Annotated in this window: 18 protein-coding genes; 10 read left to right on the top strand and 8 right to left on the bottom strand. The window is 63.7% G+C overall.

Going from position 1 to position 15,147, the window contains the following annotated elements:
• Positions 1-25: 25 nt before the first annotated feature.
• Positions 26-286: a putative signal transducing protein gene (locus tag RAM80_RS22025; RefSeq protein ID WP_416422540.1), complete on the bottom strand. Its 261-nt coding sequence runs from the start codon at positions 284-286 to the stop codon at positions 26-28.
• On the bottom strand, positions 286-474 hold the full coding sequence (locus tag RAM80_RS22020; protein WP_008371118.1) for a CPXCG motif-containing cysteine-rich protein: 189 nt from the start codon (positions 472-474) through the stop codon (positions 286-288). Before RAM80_RS22020 ends, RAM80_RS22025 begins: the two co-directional genes overlap by 1 nt.
• Positions 475-576: 102 nt before the next feature.
• Here RAM80_RS22020 and RAM80_RS22015 point away from each other — a divergent pair, with 102 nt between their 5' ends.
• Both RAM80_RS22015 and RAM80_RS22010 read left to right on the top strand, forming a co-directional pair.
• Positions 577-1,743 carry a 1-acyl-sn-glycerol-3-phosphate acyltransferase gene (locus RAM80_RS22015; protein WP_416422539.1) on the top strand — a complete coding sequence of 389 codons (1,167 nt, stop codon included), beginning with the start codon at positions 577-579 and terminating at the stop codon, positions 1,741-1,743.
• Between the two features lie 161 nt (positions 1,744-1,904).
• The gene (locus RAM80_RS22010; RefSeq protein ID WP_416422538.1) at positions 1,905-2,111 is read left to right on the top strand and encodes a hypothetical protein; all 207 of its coding nucleotides are present in this window, start codon (positions 1,905-1,907) and stop codon (positions 2,109-2,111) included.
• Positions 2,112-2,177: 66 nt separating this feature from the next.
• On the opposite strand, the gene RAM80_RS22005 is transcribed toward RAM80_RS22010, so the two are convergent.
• Positions 2,178-2,762, bottom strand: coding sequence for a YajG family lipoprotein (locus tag RAM80_RS22005; protein WP_416422537.1), 585 nt, complete (start codon positions 2,760-2,762; stop codon positions 2,178-2,180).
• Positions 2,763-3,540: 778 nt separating this feature from the next.
• Between RAM80_RS22005 and mqo the strand changes: the two genes are divergently transcribed.
• A complete protein-coding gene (gene mqo, locus RAM80_RS22000; RefSeq protein WP_416422536.1) occupies positions 3,541-5,055 on the top strand; it encodes a malate dehydrogenase (quinone) in 1,515 nt (504 codons plus the stop codon).
• A gap of 53 nt (positions 5,056-5,108) precedes the next feature.
• On the opposite strand, the gene RAM80_RS21995 is transcribed toward mqo, so the two are convergent.
• The 3 genes from RAM80_RS21995 to RAM80_RS21985 form a co-directional block, all read right to left on the bottom strand.
• The gene (locus tag RAM80_RS21995) at positions 5,109-5,396 is read right to left on the bottom strand and encodes a PA4642 family protein (RefSeq protein WP_416422535.1); all 288 of its coding nucleotides are present in this window, start codon (positions 5,394-5,396) and stop codon (positions 5,109-5,111) included.
• A gap of 89 nt (positions 5,397-5,485) precedes the next feature.
• Complete coding sequence (locus RAM80_RS21990; protein ID WP_416422534.1) at positions 5,486-5,956, bottom strand: hypothetical protein; 471 nt, start codon at positions 5,954-5,956, stop codon at positions 5,486-5,488.
• 179 nt (positions 5,957-6,135) lie between these two features.
• Positions 6,136-6,693: a hypoxanthine-guanine phosphoribosyltransferase gene (locus RAM80_RS21985; RefSeq protein ID WP_416422533.1), complete on the bottom strand. Its 558-nt coding sequence runs from the start codon at positions 6,691-6,693 to the stop codon at positions 6,136-6,138.
• A 164-nt stretch (positions 6,694-6,857) separates the two neighbouring features.
• Here RAM80_RS21985 and upp point away from each other — a divergent pair, with 164 nt between their 5' ends.
• The 3 genes from upp (at position 6,858) to RAM80_RS21970 (ending at position 9,434) form a co-directional block, all read left to right on the top strand.
• Positions 6,858-7,496: a uracil phosphoribosyltransferase gene (gene upp, locus RAM80_RS21980; protein ID WP_416422532.1), complete on the top strand. Its 639-nt coding sequence runs from the start codon at positions 6,858-6,860 to the stop codon at positions 7,494-7,496.
• Positions 7,497-7,498: 2 nt separating this feature from the next.
• Positions 7,499-8,761, top strand: coding sequence for a uracil-xanthine permease family protein (locus tag RAM80_RS21975; protein ID WP_416422531.1), 1,263 nt, complete (start codon positions 7,499-7,501; stop codon positions 8,759-8,761).
• A 187-nt stretch (positions 8,762-8,948) separates the two neighbouring features.
• Positions 8,949-9,434 (top strand): hypothetical protein, encoded by a 486-nt coding sequence (locus tag RAM80_RS21970; RefSeq protein WP_416422530.1) that lies wholly within the window; start codon positions 8,949-8,951, stop codon positions 9,432-9,434.
• A 215-nt stretch (positions 9,435-9,649) separates the two neighbouring features.
• Here the strand turns inward: RAM80_RS21970 and hemH are convergent, their stop codons facing one another.
• Together hemH and RAM80_RS21960 are read right to left on the bottom strand one after the other, a co-directional pair.
• The gene (gene hemH / locus RAM80_RS21965; RefSeq protein WP_416422529.1) at positions 9,650-10,672 is read right to left on the bottom strand and encodes a ferrochelatase; all 1,023 of its coding nucleotides are present in this window, start codon (positions 10,670-10,672) and stop codon (positions 9,650-9,652) included.
• A gap of 14 nt (positions 10,673-10,686) precedes the next feature.
• A complete protein-coding gene (locus tag RAM80_RS21960) occupies positions 10,687-11,589 on the bottom strand; it encodes a TIGR01777 family oxidoreductase (protein ID WP_416422528.1) in 903 nt (300 codons plus the stop codon).
• A gap of 192 nt (positions 11,590-11,781) precedes the next feature.
• Between RAM80_RS21960 and RAM80_RS21955 the strand changes: the two genes are divergently transcribed.
• From RAM80_RS21955 to RAM80_RS21940, 4 genes are all read left to right on the top strand, one after another.
• Positions 11,782-12,768: an NAD(P)/FAD-dependent oxidoreductase gene (locus RAM80_RS21955; protein WP_416422527.1), complete on the top strand. Its 987-nt coding sequence runs from the start codon at positions 11,782-11,784 to the stop codon at positions 12,766-12,768.
• Positions 12,769-12,776: 8 nt separating this feature from the next.
• Positions 12,777-12,992: a TIGR02450 family Trp-rich protein gene (locus RAM80_RS21950; RefSeq protein ID WP_416427536.1), complete on the top strand. Its 216-nt coding sequence runs from the start codon at positions 12,777-12,779 to the stop codon at positions 12,990-12,992.
• Positions 12,993-13,238: 246 nt separating this feature from the next.
• Positions 13,239-14,195 carry a YbgA family protein gene (locus RAM80_RS21945; protein WP_416422526.1) on the top strand — a complete coding sequence of 319 codons (957 nt, stop codon included), beginning with the start codon at positions 13,239-13,241 and terminating at the stop codon, positions 14,193-14,195.
• A 4-nt stretch (positions 14,196-14,199) separates the two neighbouring features.
• Positions 14,200-15,129 carry a MerR family transcriptional regulator gene (locus tag RAM80_RS21940; protein ID WP_416422525.1) on the top strand — a complete coding sequence of 310 codons (930 nt, stop codon included), beginning with the start codon at positions 14,200-14,202 and terminating at the stop codon, positions 15,127-15,129.
• The last annotated feature ends 18 nt before the right edge of the window (positions 15,130-15,147 follow it).

The raw sequence follows: 15,147 nt of genomic DNA, 5'->3' as shown, positions 1-15,147 counted from the left end.
ACTCTTCAGATGACGGGCGCGCGGCTCAACACACCAGCACGCCCTGGAAACTATCCGGTTCTTCGCCCGGCAGCGGCAAGGCGGCATTGTACGCGGCGATGAGCTGGCGTGCGTGCTCGGCCTGGTCATTGGCCACGGTCAGGCCCAGCAGGCCGATGGCCGGCAGGTCGCCGATGCCGCCCACCAGGTCGCGCCCCACCAGGTGCGCGGCCACGCCCTCGCTGTCGAGCATGCCCAACAGCATTTCCGCTTCCAGCAGGCTTTCCGGGTCATAGATACGTTGCATCAATCGTTCTCGCCTTTGACGTCGAGCATCCACTCATCATCGTGCACTTGCAGTATGAAGCGGATGGGCTTGCAACACACGGAACAATCTTCCACGTATTCCTGATCGCCGCCAGACAAGTCCAGCAGCACCGGAATCGTTTCACCACAGTAGGGGCACTCGATGTCTTCGCTTTCCTGGAACAGCATGACCGTCTCCCGGTAGTGACTTGTGCGTATAATCGCCGGTCTATTTGAAGGGCTATTGATATGCCCTTACTTCATTACCCTAGCCGTTTCCAACAAGAGAGCATGATGGGCGAATTCGATGCCATCCGACCGTACGACGACGCCGAGGTCCCTGCCGTTCTGGCACGCCTGCTCAGCGACCCGGCGTTCCTCGATATCCTCACCCACTTCCGCTTCCCGCGCCTGGCCGGTGCATTCGGCTGGCTGCTCAAACCTCTTATAGCTCATCGGCTGCGCCGCGAGTTCGCCGGCATCGAAAGTGTCGCGACCTTGCAGGATAAAGTCGAAGTCTACGTGGATCACACCATCGATCGTGCCACTGACGGTGTGACCTACACCGGCGTCGAGCAGTTCAAGTCCGGCAGTGCCTACCTGTTCCTGGCCAACCACCGCGACATCGTCATGGACCCGGCCTTCGTCAACTACGCCGTGTACCACGCCGGGCTGCCCACGCCGCGCATCGCCATTGGCGACAACCTGCTGCAGAAGCCCTTCGTCAGCGACCTGATGCGCCTGAACAAGAGCTTCATCGTGCACCGCTCCATCAGCGGCCGTCGCGAGAAGCTGGCGGCCTACCAGCTGCTGTCGGCGTACATCAACCACTCGATCCGCACCGACTGCCAGTCCATCTGGATCGCCCAGGCCGAGGGCCGCGCCAAGGACGGTGACGACCGCACCGACTCGGCGATCCTGAAGATGTTCCACATGAGCCGCAAGGACGAAGCCTTCGGCGAGGTGATCCAGTCGCTGAACCTGACCCCGGTGTCGATCAGCTACGAATACGACCCCTGCGACCTGGCCAAGGCCCGCGAGCTGTACACCCGCGCCACCACCGGCACCTACAAGAAGGCGCCGGGCGAGGATGACATCAGCATCGCCCAGGGCATCACCGGCTACAAAGGCCGCGTGCACATCAACTTCGCCCCGCCCATCAGCCAGGCGTTCGAGGACACCAAGCTGCTGGCGGCTGAGATTGACCGGCAGATCCTCGCTGGCTACCGCCTGTTCCCGGTGCATTACCTGGCCTACGCGCAATGGGCCGACGCCGACCCGAGCCTGGCCGTGCCGGCCGCCAGCGACGTGTTCGGCGCCGAGGAACTGGACAAAGCCCGCGCCGAATGGGCCCGCCGCCTGGAAGCCTGCCCGGCCGAGCAGCGCCCCTACCTGGTGCTGCAATACGCCACCCCGGTGCGCAACCAGTACCGCGTAAAAGCCGGCCTGCCGCTGTAACGCACGCCCCCATCGCGACCAAGGTCGGCTCCTACGCAGGCCCTGGTAGGAGCCGACCTTGGTCGCGATGAGGCCAGCACATCGATGCATTGACCTGCGTCACACCGCCGTCATCAGAACCCGTCACTCTGTGCACCCTCACCCACGACACGGAGCTGGTCATGTTGCATGCACAGAATCAGGATCGTCTGTATCTGGTTACCCAGAGTGAAGAGCAGGAAGCTCTGATCAACGGTTTATCGTTCAACGTTCACGACCGCCACTGGCTCGTCTATTGCGCCCTGGCCGGCTGCCCCCACGACGACTGCCCGGAGCTGGACGCCGACACCGGCATCAGCTTCCTGGAGCTGTACGCCGAAGCCGCCTGAACCTCGGCCATGAAAAAGCCCGCGCCCCTGTGAAGGAGCGCGGGCTTTTTCGTGACGACGCCTGGATCAGTTGCCCAGGGTGCGGCCGATGCTCGGGTCCTTGAACAGGCGGGTCAGGGCGTCGCTGAGCACGTCGCTGACCAGCTTGGTGTTGGTGTCCACGTTCGGCGCCATGCCGAAGCGCTGGTTCAGCGAGGCACCGTAGGCGCCAGCATAGTGGCGACCGTTGTTGTTGACGTCGGCACGGAAGTTGGCGCCGATGGTGGCCTCGGTCACGTACATGCCTTCTTTCGGCGACTGATAGGTGAGGCTGGCCAGGGTCACGGTCAGCACCGGCGCGCTGCCGTTGTTGGCCGACGGGGTGTAGCCCAGCAGGCGCACGGCGGCTTCAGCCTGGGCTTGCAGCTTGGGGATCACGTCGTTGGCGTTGACGGTCACCGCGCTGGTTTCCGGGTACAGGCCACCACGGGTGCCCAGGGTTGGCGAAGGACGACCATCCACCACGCGTACCACCACCGGCTGGCCCTGGCCAACGGGCGCCAGCTGCGCGTTCAGCACGGGTTGCGGGCTGAGTTGCTGCGGACTGTTGGCACAACCGGCCAGCGTCAGGGTGGTCACAGCGATCAAACCGAACAACAGGCGTTGCAGCATGCTCATCTCTCCAGGAATAGGCATTGATAGGGTGCCAGTATAACGGTGCGGGCCTGTCAGGAACCAGCATTCAACCTACCCGCGCAAATGTAGGAAAAGTCATGTAGCCAGCGCCGGCCAAACCCCGGAAGGGTGCGATAATCGGTCACGCGGCCACCGCTTGACGTGCCGCGCAAGAAAACTCCACGAATAAAGATCTTTTCTGCGCGTTTCATCGTTATAATCTCCCCCCGATTATAAGGACGTCTCCTGATCGGGCCCCGCAACACCGCTGATGCCTCGCATCCAGCCCTCCAAAGCCCACAGAGAGCCGCCCACACAGGCCAATTGAAGCCGGTGTGCCCGATGCTTTCGGCACTTTCGCCCTTCGCTGGACCTGCCGCTGCCCGCGTCTTCATGGCAGCCTTTTTGAGGTTCACGACTCCAAAAGAGCGTGAAAAAAACGGTTTTCACTACTTCACAAGAGTGTGGCGAGCAAATGAACAGTTTTGCATCTGTACATGCATTAACAACGTCCGGTTCAGCACCGTACGGTCGGCACTGCCGCGCCTGCCTGTCAGGAGCCTGAGGTCGATCACTGGCAACGCGGGCGCATTGACCTAAGTCGAATTGCCCACCGGGCCCGAAAATGAGTTCATAGGGACTTGTTGGACCGGTTGGTAGCGTCCGCACAAGCTTGCGTTTTTTGCGAAGAGTCGGACATGGCACTCCTGGCCTGCTGATGTGTACCGGGACGCCGTGCTGTCAATTTGGTGCTGAAGATTTTGGAGACGCGTTAATGGCGCATAACGAAGCAGTCGACGTGGTATTGGTAGGGGCCGGCATCATGAGCGCCACCCTGGCCGTACTGCTCAAAGAGCTGGACCCGACGATCAAGCTGGAAGTCGTCGAGCTGATGGACTCCGGTGCCGCGGAAAGTTCCAACCCGTGGAACAACGCCGGTACCGGCCACGCGGGCCTCTGCGAGCTGAACTACACGCCGCAGGCCAAGGATGGTTCGGTCGACATCAAGAAAGCCGTGCACATCAATGCCCAGTTCGAGGTGTCGAAGCAGTTCTGGGCGTACCTGGCCAAGCAGGGTACCTTCGGTTCGGCCCGTGCCTTCATCAACCCGGTCCCGCACCTGAGCTACGTCGAGGGTGACAAAGGCATCGACTTCCTGAAGAAGCGTTACGAGATGCTGAAACAGCATCACGCCTTCGCCGACATGGAGTACACCGAAGACAAGGCCAAGATGAACGAGTGGATGCCGCTGATGATGCCAGGTCGCCCCGCCGACCAGGCCATCGCCGCCACCCGCGTCATGCACGGCACCGACGTCAACTTCGGCGCCCTGACCAACAAGCTGCTCAAGCACCTGGCTGCCGGCCCGGATGCCCAGGTCAAGTACTGCAAGCGCGTCACCGACCTGACCCGCAACGGCAGCGGCTGGACCGTCACCATCAAGGACGTCAACAGCGGCAACAGCCGTAAGGTCGACGCCAAGTTCGTCTTCCTGGGCGCCGGTGGCGCTGCCCTGCCGCTGCTGCAGCAGTCGGGCATCGAGGAAGGCAAGGGCTTCGGCGGCTTCCCGGTCAGCGGCCAATGGCTGCGCTGCGACAACCCCGAGGTGGTCAAGCACCACCAGGCCAAGGTCTACAGCCAGGCCGCCGTGGGCTCGCCGCCCATGTCCGTGCCGCACCTGGACACCCGCGTCGTCGACGGCAAGACCTCCCTGCTGTTTGGCCCGTACGCCGGCTTCACCACCAAGTTCCTCAAGCATGGCTCGTTCATGGACCTGCCCAAGTCGGTACGTGCCGGCAACATCGGCCCGATGCTGGCCGTGGCGCGGGACAACATGGACCTCACCAAGTACCTGATGAGCGAAGTGATGCAGTCCATGGAGCAGCGCCTGGAATCCCTGCGCCGCTTCTACCCCGAGGCCAAGGCCGAGGACTGGCGCCTGGAAGTGGCCGGCCAGCGCGTGCAGATCATCAAGAAAGACGCGAAGAAAGGCGGCGTGCTGCAGTTCGGTACCGAACTGGTGTCGGCGGCCGACGGCTCGCTGGCGGCCCTGCTGGGTGCCTCGCCGGGCGCTTCGGTGACCGTGTCGATCATGCTGGAACTGATCGAGCGCTGCTTCCCCGAGAAGTACCGTTCCGAAGCCTGGACCACCAAGCTCAAGGAAATCTTCCCGGCCCGCGAGAAAGCCCTGGAAACCGACGCGGCCCTGTACCGCCGGGTCAGCGCCCAGAGCGACGCCGCGCTGGAACTGGCGCCGCAGGCGAACACCGCCGAGCAGCACCTGGCGTAAACGCCGCCCATGAAAAAACGCCCCTCGGGGCGTTTTTTTTGCGCTGACGGAAATCAGCCGCGGGCTTTCTCGACGATCTCGATGTAGTCCGGCGCGTTGCGCTGGTCACGGATCAGGGCGATGAAGTCGTTGCCGTGCTCGTCCTTGCCATCCAGGTCGTAGCCGGCTTCAAGGAAGAACCCCACGAAGCGCTCGAAATCGTCCACGCGCAGGCCGCGGTAGGCCTTGATCAGCTTGTGCAGCGACGGCGAAGTGGCGTCGACCGGTTCGAATTCCAGGAACAACTTGACCTGCTCGTCGCCGATCTCGTCACCAATCAGCTGCTTCTTGTCTTTACGCATTGCCCACTCCAACTCGCTGCTCTGGGAGGTGGGAGCTGGCTTGCCAGCTCCCACAAAGACAGCGAGTTTACCCCCGCGCGCCAGGCGGCTCAACGCGCGTGAACGGCGCCCGTGTGCAGGTCAGCCCAGATATGGCCATTGGGGTAGGTCAGGAACTGCACGTACACGGTGTCGTTGCGCAGCAGGTCCATGATGGTGCGGTACTGGCCCAGCGGGTAATTCAGCGTGAGGGTCTTGCTGGCGTCGTCGTAGTTGGGCTTCTTCAGGCTTTTGCTTTCGGCGTCGAAGGTCAGCAGCACCTGGCCGATGGTGGCGCCCTTGTTCAGTGGCTTGCCCTTGAGGCGCACCAGCACCGAGGAAGTCACCGGAATGGGCTGCTGGTTGGATAGCCGCTGGTTGCCCACCACCACGGAAAAATCGGTGATCTGCAGCAGTTGCTGTTGTTCGGGCTGTTCCTTGCGCAGGCCCAGGTCATCGGGCGGCAGGAACTGGGCGTGCAGGGGGGCGGCGGCGAGGGGCAGACTGGACAGCAGGACAAGTGCGGCAATCATCGAACGCATGGGCGAGCTCCTGGAAGGCAGCCCAGCACTCTAGCACACCCTCCTGGTGACGCGGCCGTTGGCCGCTGCTACACAACCCCTCGTAGCAGCGGCCGCCAGGCCGCGTCCGGGCCGAACGCGGTGTGCCAGGCATTGCGGCGGCGCCGGTGACGCGGCCTTTGGCCGCTGCTACGGGCGGGTTACATGCCTTTTACGGCGTAGATGCCCGCGGCATTGCGCCAGTAGCCCTTGTAGTCCATGCCATAACCGAAGATGTAGCGGTCGATGCACGGCAGGCCCGAATAGGTGGCCTTCAGGCCTGGGCTGGCCTTGCGGTCGTGGTCCTTGTCGATCAGCACGGCCGTGTGCACGGCGCGGGCGCCGGCGTGCTTGCAGAAGTCGATGATGGCGCTCAGGGTGTGACCTTCGTCGAGAATGTCGTCGATGATCAGCACGTCGCGGTCGATGAACGACACTTCAGGCTTGGCCTTCCAGAACAGGTCGCCGCCGCTGGTTTCATTGCGGTAGCGGGTGGCGTGCAGGTAGCTGGCTTCCAGCGGGAACTTCAGCTGGGTGAGCAGCTTGCCGGCGAAGATCAGGCCGCCGTTCATCACACAGAAGACCACCGGGTTGCTGTCGGCCATCTCGGCCGTGATCTGCGCGCCAACACGAACGATGGCAGCCTCTACTTCGGCTTCGGTGTACAGGCAGTCGGCCTCGTCCATGACTTGACGGATATGCTCGAGATCAGCGGACATGACGCTCTCCAAAGGGGGGGTGGTCTGAGAAAAGCGGGCAAAGGTACGCATCCGTTCGGGACAGATCAAGCTTTTCTGGACTAACGTCCAGTATGTCTGCACGACAGTGCCATCCGAATAGATTAATCTAGCGCGGTTTTTTTGCCCGCCCGGAGCCTTTCCCCATGCCAATCCTCGAGATTCGCCACCCGCTGATCCGCCACAAGCTCGGCCTCATGCGCCGTGCCGACATCAGCACCAAGAACTTTCGCGAGCTCGCCCAGGAAGTCGGCGCGCTGCTGACCTATGAGGCCACCAAGGACCTGCCGCTGGAAACCTACGACATCGACGGCTGGTGCGGTACTGTCCAGGTCGAGAAAATCGCCGGCAAGAAGATTACCGTCGTGCCTATCCTGCGCGCCGGCATCGGCATGCTCGAAGGCGTGCTCAGCCTGATCCCGGGCGCCAAGGTCAGCGCCGTGGGCGTTGCCCGCAACGAAGAGACCCTGGAAGCCCACACCTACCTGGAAAAACTGGTGCCCGAGATCGACGAGCGCCTGGCCATGATCATCGACCCGATGCTGGCCACCGGTGGCTCCATGGTCGCCACCATCGACCTGCTGAAGAAAGCCGGCTGCAAGGACATCCGCGCCATGGTGCTGGTGGCTGCGCCCGAAGGCATCGCCGTGGTCGAGAAGGCCCACCCGGACGTGAAAATCTACACCGCCTCGGTTGACCAGCGCCTGAACGAACACGGTTACATCATTCCTGGCCTGGGCGACGCCGGCGACAAGATCTTCGGCACCAAGCAGAAGGACGCTTGAGCATGGCCGACGAGTTCAACGACCCGCTGTGGCGCCAGATCCTCTCCGGTGCGCAAATGCTCTTCGTGGCATTCGGCGCGCTGGTGTTGATGCCGCTGATCACCGGCCTGGATCCCAATGTCGCGCTGTTTACCGCAGGTCTCGGGACTCTGCTGTTCCAGATCGTCACCGGGCGCAAGGTGCCGGTGTTCCTGGCCTCGAGCTTCGCCTTCATCACCCCCATCATCCTCGCCAAGGGCCAGTTCGGCCTGGCCGAGACCATGGGCGGGGTGATGGCGGCCGGCTTCGTCTACACCTTCCTGGGCCTGGCCGTGAAGATCAAGGGCACCGGTTTCATCGACCGCCTGCTGCCACCCGTGGTCATCGGCCCGGTGATCATCTCCATCGGCCTGGCCATGGCGCCGATCGCCGCCAACATGGCCATGGGCAAGGCCGGTGACGGCACCGAACTGCTGCCGTACAGCACCGCCATGTTCATCTCCATGCCGGCGCTGCTCACCACCCTGATCGTCGCCGTGTTCGGCAAGGGCATCTTCCGCCTGGTGCCGATCATCGCCGGCGTGCTGGTGGGCTTCGGCCTGTCGTTCGCCTTCGGCGTGGTCGACACCGCGAAGATCGCCGCCGCCTCCTGGCTGGCGCTGCCGCACTTCACCGCGCCGGCGTTCAACTGGCAGGCCATCCTGTTCATCGTGCCCGTCGCCCTGGCGCCGGCCATCGAACACATCGGCGGCGTCATCGCCGTGGGCAGCGTCACCGGCCGCGACTACCTGAAAACCCCGGGGCTGCACCGCACCCTGCTGGGCGACGGCATCGCCACCACCGCCGCCGGCCTGTTCGGCGGCCCGCCCAACACCACCTACGCCGAAGTGACCGGCGCGGTGATGCTGACCAAGGCCTACAACCCGAAAATCATGACCTGGGCGGCGATCTTCGCCATCAGCCTGGCGTTCATCGGCAAATTCGGCGCCCTGCTGCAAAGCATCCCGGTGCCGGTGATGGGCGGCATCCTCTGCCTGCTGTTCGGCTCCATCGCCGCGGTGGGCATGAACACCCTGATCCGCCACAAGATCGACCTCAGCGAGGCGCGCAACCTGGTGATCATCTCGGTGACCCTGGTGTTCGGCATCGGTGGCGTGCTGATCGGCACCGGTACCGGGCCGCATGACTTTGGCCTGAAAGGGATTGCGCTGTGCGCCGTGGTGGCGATTGCGCTGAACCTGATCCTGCCGGGGCATGGGGAGTGGAAGGAGAAGGTTGGGGAGTGATTTGCTGACCTGATGCTTTGCTGCATTCGACGCCGCTATCCGCCATTGAGGGGATAGCGGCGTTTTCATTTAGAATCCTTCACAACCAGAAACAATTGTTCCCTCTTCACATTCGCTACCCACAACAATCGGTTGCTTGCCCAGCGCTACAATGCCCTCCCCCACGATCAGGACGGCAGTCGTACCCATGCAATGGAAGGACTTGGTCTTTGGCGATACGACAAAAAGCATGGCCCACCTGCAGCCTTTCGAAATGATATTTGAGGTGGCAGCACAATCAGTCACGGTCAAATTCGAGTTCGGCTTTCATTGTTTCACTGATGACAAATGTCGCGGAGAACCCTTAACCCACAAGGGGGAGCGTCGATATTTTTGCCCCACTCGTTACTTTTACAGCAGCCAACTGCGCGATTACATCGAACGCCGTTTCATCGAAAGCATGGCCGTGCCCCACTACAGCCGCAAAGGTGGGCAACGTTATTTCTGTCTCGATTTGCATGAATACGCAATATTTTTTTCGATCAGCAAGCCAGTTGGCAGCCAAAACTACCTGCGCCTGCACGTGATATCCGCCTATGAGGTAGACAACTGGGGTCGTCATACCTTGCCCCGAGGCAAACCGTACAACGTCCGCTACATCCTCAAAATGCGTAACGATGGGAAATCGGTGTAGCAGGAAGCAAAAAACCCCAGGGCTTGCGCGCCTGGGGCTCTTGCTGAATCTGAAATCGGCCTGTTCTTTCGGTGTTACCACCTTATCCTGCTCACGGGCTAGGAGGGCTAGCGCCCCGAAATCAACACCCCTTCCGCGAAGGTTCCGGTCTGTGCTGACCGACTGATGATATCAAAAATACGCGGATGGGTGTCAATTAACGGCTATGAACCACCTCACGCCAACGCTGGCGCCCGCTCACAAAGCACCTTCAACGCCTCCCCCCACTGCCGGTTGTCATTCAAGCAAGGCACCAACACCAACTCCTCTCCCCCCGCCTCGACAAACTGCTCCTTGCCGCGGTCGCCAATCTCTTCCAGCGTCTCGATGCAATCGGCGACGAACGCCGGGCACATCACCAGCAGGCGTTTCACGCCCTGCTTGGCCAGCTCGTCGAGGCGCGCCTCGGTGTAGGGTTCGATCCATTTGTTCTTGCCCAAGCGCGACTGGAACGACACGGACCACTTGCCGTCCGGCAGGCCCATTTTTGCCGCGAAGGCGGCGGCGCTACGCATGCACTGGCCGCGGTAGCAGTTGGCGAGCACCTCGGGGCTGGACTCGGCGCAGCAGTCGGGGCGGCGTACGTCGTGGCCGGGGTTGAGCTTGGTCAGGTGGCGTTCGGGCAGGCCGTGGAAGCTCAGCAGCAGGTGGTCGAACGGCTGGGCGTCCAGGTACGGCCTGGCGCTGGCCACCAGGGCGTCGATGTACTCGGGCTGGTCGAAGAACGGCTGCAGCAGCTTGAAGCGCACCGGCAGTTTTTTCTCCTGCACCACCTTTTTCGCTTCCTCGATGACCGTGGTCACGGTGCTGTCGGCGAACTGTGGGTACAGCGGCGCCAGGGTAATGTCGCGCACGCCCTGGGCAGCCAGGCGGGTGAGCACGGTGTCCAGGGACGGCTCGCCGTAGCGCATGGCGATTTCCACCGGGCCGTGGCTCCACTGTTCGCGCATCACCGCTTCCAGGCGGCGGGTGAGCACGACCAGGGGCGAGCCTTCGTCCCACCAGATGCTGGCGTAGGCGTGGGCCGACTGCTCCGGGCGCTTGATCAGGATCAGCGACACCAGCAGCCGCCGCACCGGCCAGGGCAGGTCGATGACGTACGGGTCCATCAGGAACTGGTTGAGGTAGCGGCGCACGTCGGCCACGGAGGTGGAAGCTGGCGAACCCAGGTTGACCAGCAGCAGAGCGTGATCGGTCATGCAACGTCCTAATTTCAGAGGCGCGGGACGAGGTCGCCCAGCGCCGATTGCAGATCATTGAAACGGAAGGTAAACCCTGCCGCCAGTAAACGCACCGGGCGGGCACGTTGGCCGCCCAGCAATAAATCCGACATCTCGCCCAGGCCCACCCGCAGCACCAGCCCCGGCAAGGGCATGAACGCGGGCCGGTGCAGGGCACGGCCCAGGCGCCGGGCGAACTCGCGGTTGCGCACCGGCTCTGGCGCACAGGCATTATAAGGACCGCTGGCGTCGTCCTTGTGCAAAAGAAAATCAATCAGGCCGATTTGATCGTCGATGTGCACCCAGGGCATGAACTGCCGGCCACTGCCGATGGGCCCGCCCACACCCAGCTTGAACGGCACCTTCAGGCGCTTGAGCATGCCGCCCTCGCTGGCCAGCACCAGCCCGGTGCGCACCAGCACCACGCGTATGCCCAACTCTTCGGCACGCTGGGCCGTCTCTTCCCAGGCAATGCACAGGTCGCTGGCGAAGTCCTTGCGCACCGGTTGCGACTGCTCGGTAAGCTCGCGTTCGCCGCCGTCACCGTAGTAGCCCACCGCCGAGCCGGATATCAGCACCGGGGGGCGCTGCTGGCGCTGCTCCAGCCAGGCGATCAGTTGCTCGGTGAGGCCGACGCGGCTTTTCCACAGCAGCTGGCGACGGCGTTCCGTCCATGGCCGGTCGGCGATGGGCGCGCCGGCGAGGTTGATGACCGCGTCAACAGTCTCTTCACCCAGCTCGTCCAGACGGCCGATACCTGCCACCTCGCGGCCGCACAAACGCGCCACGCTCGTCGGCTGGCGGCTCCACACCGTGAGGCGGTGACCCTGCGCCAGCCAGTGCTGGCAGAGCCTGCGACCGATAAGGCCCGTACCGCCGGTCAGCAAAATGTGCATGACTGCTTCCTCGTGTAGCGTTGAAGGCAAATCGCTAGTCTATTTTTAAGAGAGACGGCACTTTTGCCCACGGACTGCTCTCACATAGACACAGAGCAAACGGAAAAAGGACGACAGTAACTTATACTAACAATGATTATTGTACAGGTTTGTCCTTAAGCGTAGTCTGTGCAAAGAAGTAACGAGGCCACCATGACAGTACCTATTGCGATCATCGGTACCGGCATTGCCGGACTCTCCGCTGCCCAGGCGTTGTTCAAGGCCGGGCACGCGCCACACCTCTTCGACAAAAGCCGCGGCCCGGGCGGCCGTGCGTCCAGCAAGCGCAGCGACGCCGGCTCCCTGGACCTGGGGGCGCAGTACTTCACCGCCCGCGACCGGCGCTTCGTCGACCAGGTGCAACGCTGGCAAAGCGTGGGCTGCGTGGAAGAATGGAAGCCGCAGCTGTTCAACGCCCGCGGCAGCCTGCTCAGCCCCTCCCCCGACGAACAGACCCGCTGGGTCGGCACCCCGCGCATGGGCTCGATCGCCAAGGCCATGCTCGGCGACATGAACGCGGTGTTCGGCTGCCGCATCACCGAGGTGTTCCGCGGCAAGCACCACTGGCACCTGCTGGACGCCGAAGGCTGCAGCCACGGCCCGTTCAGCCACGTGATCATCGCCCTGCCCGCGCCCCAGGCCACCGCCCTGCTGGCCGCCGCGCCAAAACTTGCCGGCGTGGCCGCCGGGGTGCAGATGGAGCCCACCTGGGCCATCGCCCTGGCGTTCGACAAGCCGCTGGAAACCGCCATGCAAGGCTGCTTCGTGCAAGACAGCCCCCTCGACTGGCTGGCCTGCAACCGCAGCAAGCCGGGGCGCGAAGCCACCCTGGACACCTGGGTGCTGCACGCCACCAGCAGCTGGAGCAAACAGCACATCGACCTGCCCAAGGAAGAGGTGATCGAGCAGCTGCACGGCGCCTTCGCCGAACTGGCCAACTGCGCCATGCCGGCGCCGGTGTTCAGCATCGCCCACCGCTGGCTCTACGCCCGCCCTGCGTCAGCGCACGAATGGGGCGCGCTGGCCGACGCCGACCTGGGGTTGTACGCCTGTGGCGACTGGTGCCTGTCCGGCCGGGTGGAAGGCGCCTGGCTCAGCGGCCTGGAAGCGGCCCGCCGGCTGCTTGAACACCTGGAATGACTGCCCCGCTGCACCGCCTTGACCCGCGCAAACTGCTGCTGTCCAAATGGACGGCAGCCCATCCCCGGCAACGGGAAAAACACTTCCTGGTGACCGAACTGTTTCGGGACGAGGAAGGCACCGTCCTCGAGATTGAACTGCAGGCCGTGCTGACCCGGCGCAGCGAACGAATGCCGTGGCAGGCGCTGCGCGATGCACAGACCTGGCTGATGGGCTGGCGCTGACACGCCACAGACCGCGCCAACCGCATAACGGCCGACGCAGCCTCACGGCAGCTGCTACGGACCACCAACCCGTAGCAGCGGCCGCTGGCCGCGTCCCTCCTGCCCACACCGCATGACGGCCGACGCAGCCTGCGGCAGCTGCTACGGGGGCTTAAATCTTGTACAAAATGTTTGACTCGTACAGCCTTCGTCCTACTATGAAGGTAAGTTGTACAAGATCACCTGCCTGTACAAGAGTGTACGCCCATGCCCAACTCTCCAAAGCCCCGCATCGGTATCAGCGCCTGCTTGCTCGGCGCCGAGGTGCGCTACAACGGCGGGCACAAGGAATCGCGCCTGTGCACCCACGCCCTGGCCGAACATTTCGATTTCGTCCCGGCCTGCCCTGAGGTCGCCATTGGCCTGGGCATCCCGCGCCAGCCCATCCGCCTGGTCGGCGACGCCCAGGCGCCCCGCGCGCTGGGCACTGTCGACGCCAGCATCGATGTCACCGAAGCATTGGCCGACTACGGCACACAAATGGCCGCGCAGATGGAAGACCTCAGCGGCTACATCTTCATGCACAAGTCGCCGTCCTGCGGCCTGGAGCGGGTCAAGGTCTACCGCGACAACGGCGCGCCACAGCACGAAGGCGGCCGCGGCATTTACGCCGAAGCGTTCTGCGCCGCGCGGCCCGACCTGCCGGTGGAAGAAGACGGGCGCCTGTGCGACGCCGTGCTGCGCGAAAACTTCATCGTCCGCGTGTACGCCTACGCCGACTGGCAGGCGCTGCTGCACGAAGGCCTGAGCCGTGGCGGCCTGATGCGCTTCCACTCGCGCTACAAGTACCAGCTGATGGCCAACAACCCGCTGCAATACAAAGTGCTGGGCAAGCTGCTGGGCACCATGGGCCGTGGCGACGCCAGTGAAATCGGCCCGCGCTATTTCAGCGAGCTGATGGAAGCGCTGAAACGCTGCGCCACCCGCGGCACCCACAGCAACGTGCTGCAGCACCTGAGCGGCTACTTCAAGCGCACCCTCAGCGACGGCGACCGCCAGGAAATGCAGCACCTGATCGAACAATACCGCCTGGGCATCGTGCCGCTGGTGGTGCCCCTTACCCTGCTCAAGCATCACCTGCGCCTGCACCCCGACCCTTATGTGAGCCAGCAGGTGTACCTGCAGCCGCACCCGGAAAATCTCAGCCTTCGAAATGCGATCTGACCCCATGAACACTCCAACCCCCGAGGGCGACGACGCCATCCAGGCGATGCGTGACGGCTGGCTGCCGATTCGCGAAGTGGCGCGCCAGACCGGCGTCAACCCGGTCACCCTGCGCGCCTGGGAGCGGCGCTACGGCCTGATCGTGCCGCACCGCACCGCCAAGGGCCACCGCCTGTACGGCGCCGAGCACGTGCAGCGCATTCAGCAGATCCTCACCTGGCTGGGCCGCGGCGTGGCCGTGGGCCAGGTCATGGCCCTGCTCGACAACGGCCAGGCGGCCACGCCCCAGGCCCATGACGGCGGCGACTGGCTGCCGCTGCGCGCCAGCCTGCTGCAGGCCATTGGCGAGCTGGCCGAGCGCCGCGTCGACGACACCTTCAATCAGGCCATGGCCCTGTACCCGCCGGTAACGTTGTGCGAGCACCTGCTGCTGCCCTTGCTGGAGGAACTGGAACAGCGCTGGCAAGGCCAGTTCGGCGCGCAGATGGAGCGGGTGTTCTTCCTGTCCTGGCTACGCAGCAAGCTGGGCGCGCGCATCTACCACAACAACCGCCAGCTCAACGGCGCGCCGCTGCTGCTGGTGAACCAGTCCGACCTGCCCCTGGAGCCCCACCTGTGGCTGTGCGCCTGGCTGGCCAGCAGCGCCGATTGCCCGGTGGAAGTGTTCGACTGGCCGCTGCCGCCCGGCGAACTGGCCCTGGCCGCCGAACGCCTGGGCGCACGGGCGGTGCTGTTGTACTCGGCCAGGCCGCTGAACCTTGCGCAGCTGCCGCGGCTGCTGGCCGGGTTGGACGGAGAAACCCTGATAGTCGGACCAACGGTATGCATCCATCAACACGACTGGCCCGTACATAACCTCGAGACCGGGCGCCTGCACCTGCTCGATACCCCGCTGGCAGCCCAGCAATGCCTGCAGCGCCTGGGGGTGCTCTGACATGACTACACACGGAAA

The sequence above is a fragment of the Pseudomonas sp. App30 genome (assembly GCF_047947025.1).
Classification (GTDB): domain Bacteria; phylum Pseudomonadota; class Gammaproteobacteria; order Pseudomonadales; family Pseudomonadaceae; genus Aquipseudomonas.
The sequence above is the reverse complement of the archived record's forward strand: the minus strand, read 5'-3'. Positions and strand labels throughout refer to the sequence as shown.

Bases quoted from the DNA above. Each gene is read 5' to 3' on its own strand.
- RAM80_RS21955 (WP_416422527.1), top strand. From the start codon at position 11,782: ATGACAGTACCTATTGCGATCATCGGTACCGGCATTGCCGGACTCTCC.
- RAM80_RS22005 (WP_416422537.1), bottom strand. From the start codon at position 2,762: ATGCTGCAACGCCTGTTGTTCGGTTTGATCGCTGTGACCACCCTGACG.
- RAM80_RS21995 (WP_416422535.1), bottom strand. From the start codon at position 5,396: ATGCGTAAAGACAAGAAGCAGCTGATTGGTGACGAGATCGGCGACGAG.
- hemH (WP_416422529.1), bottom strand. From the start codon at position 10,672: ATGACCGATCACGCTCTGCTGCTGGTCAACCTGGGTTCGCCAGCTTCC.
- mqo (WP_416422536.1), top strand. From the start codon at position 3,541: ATGGCGCATAACGAAGCAGTCGACGTGGTATTGGTAGGGGCCGGCATC.
- RAM80_RS21940 (WP_416422525.1), top strand. From the start codon at position 14,200: ATGAACACTCCAACCCCCGAGGGCGACGACGCCATCCAGGCGATGCGT.
- RAM80_RS21945 (WP_416422526.1), top strand. From the start codon at position 13,239: ATGCCCAACTCTCCAAAGCCCCGCATCGGTATCAGCGCCTGCTTGCTC.
- RAM80_RS21970 (WP_416422530.1), top strand. From the start codon at position 8,949: ATGCAATGGAAGGACTTGGTCTTTGGCGATACGACAAAAAGCATGGCC.
- RAM80_RS21960 (WP_416422528.1), bottom strand. From the start codon at position 11,589: ATGCACATTTTGCTGACCGGCGGTACGGGCCTTATCGGTCGCAGGCTC.
- RAM80_RS21990 (WP_416422534.1), bottom strand. From the start codon at position 5,956: ATGCGTTCGATGATTGCCGCACTTGTCCTGCTGTCCAGTCTGCCCCTC.
- RAM80_RS22025 (WP_416422540.1), bottom strand. From the start codon at position 286: ATGCAACGTATCTATGACCCGGAAAGCCTGCTGGAAGCGGAAATGCTG.
- upp (WP_416422532.1), top strand. From the start codon at position 6,858: ATGCCAATCCTCGAGATTCGCCACCCGCTGATCCGCCACAAGCTCGGC.
- RAM80_RS22020 (WP_008371118.1), bottom strand. From the start codon at position 474: ATGCTGTTCCAGGAAAGCGAAGACATCGAGTGCCCCTACTGTGGTGAA.
- RAM80_RS21985 (WP_416422533.1), bottom strand. From the start codon at position 6,693: ATGTCCGCTGATCTCGAGCATATCCGTCAAGTCATGGACGAGGCCGAC.
- RAM80_RS22015 (WP_416422539.1), top strand. From the start codon at position 577: ATGATGGGCGAATTCGATGCCATCCGACCGTACGACGACGCCGAGGTC.
- RAM80_RS22010 (WP_416422538.1), top strand. From the start codon at position 1,905: ATGTTGCATGCACAGAATCAGGATCGTCTGTATCTGGTTACCCAGAGT.
- RAM80_RS21975 (WP_416422531.1), top strand. From the start codon at position 7,499: ATGGCCGACGAGTTCAACGACCCGCTGTGGCGCCAGATCCTCTCCGGT.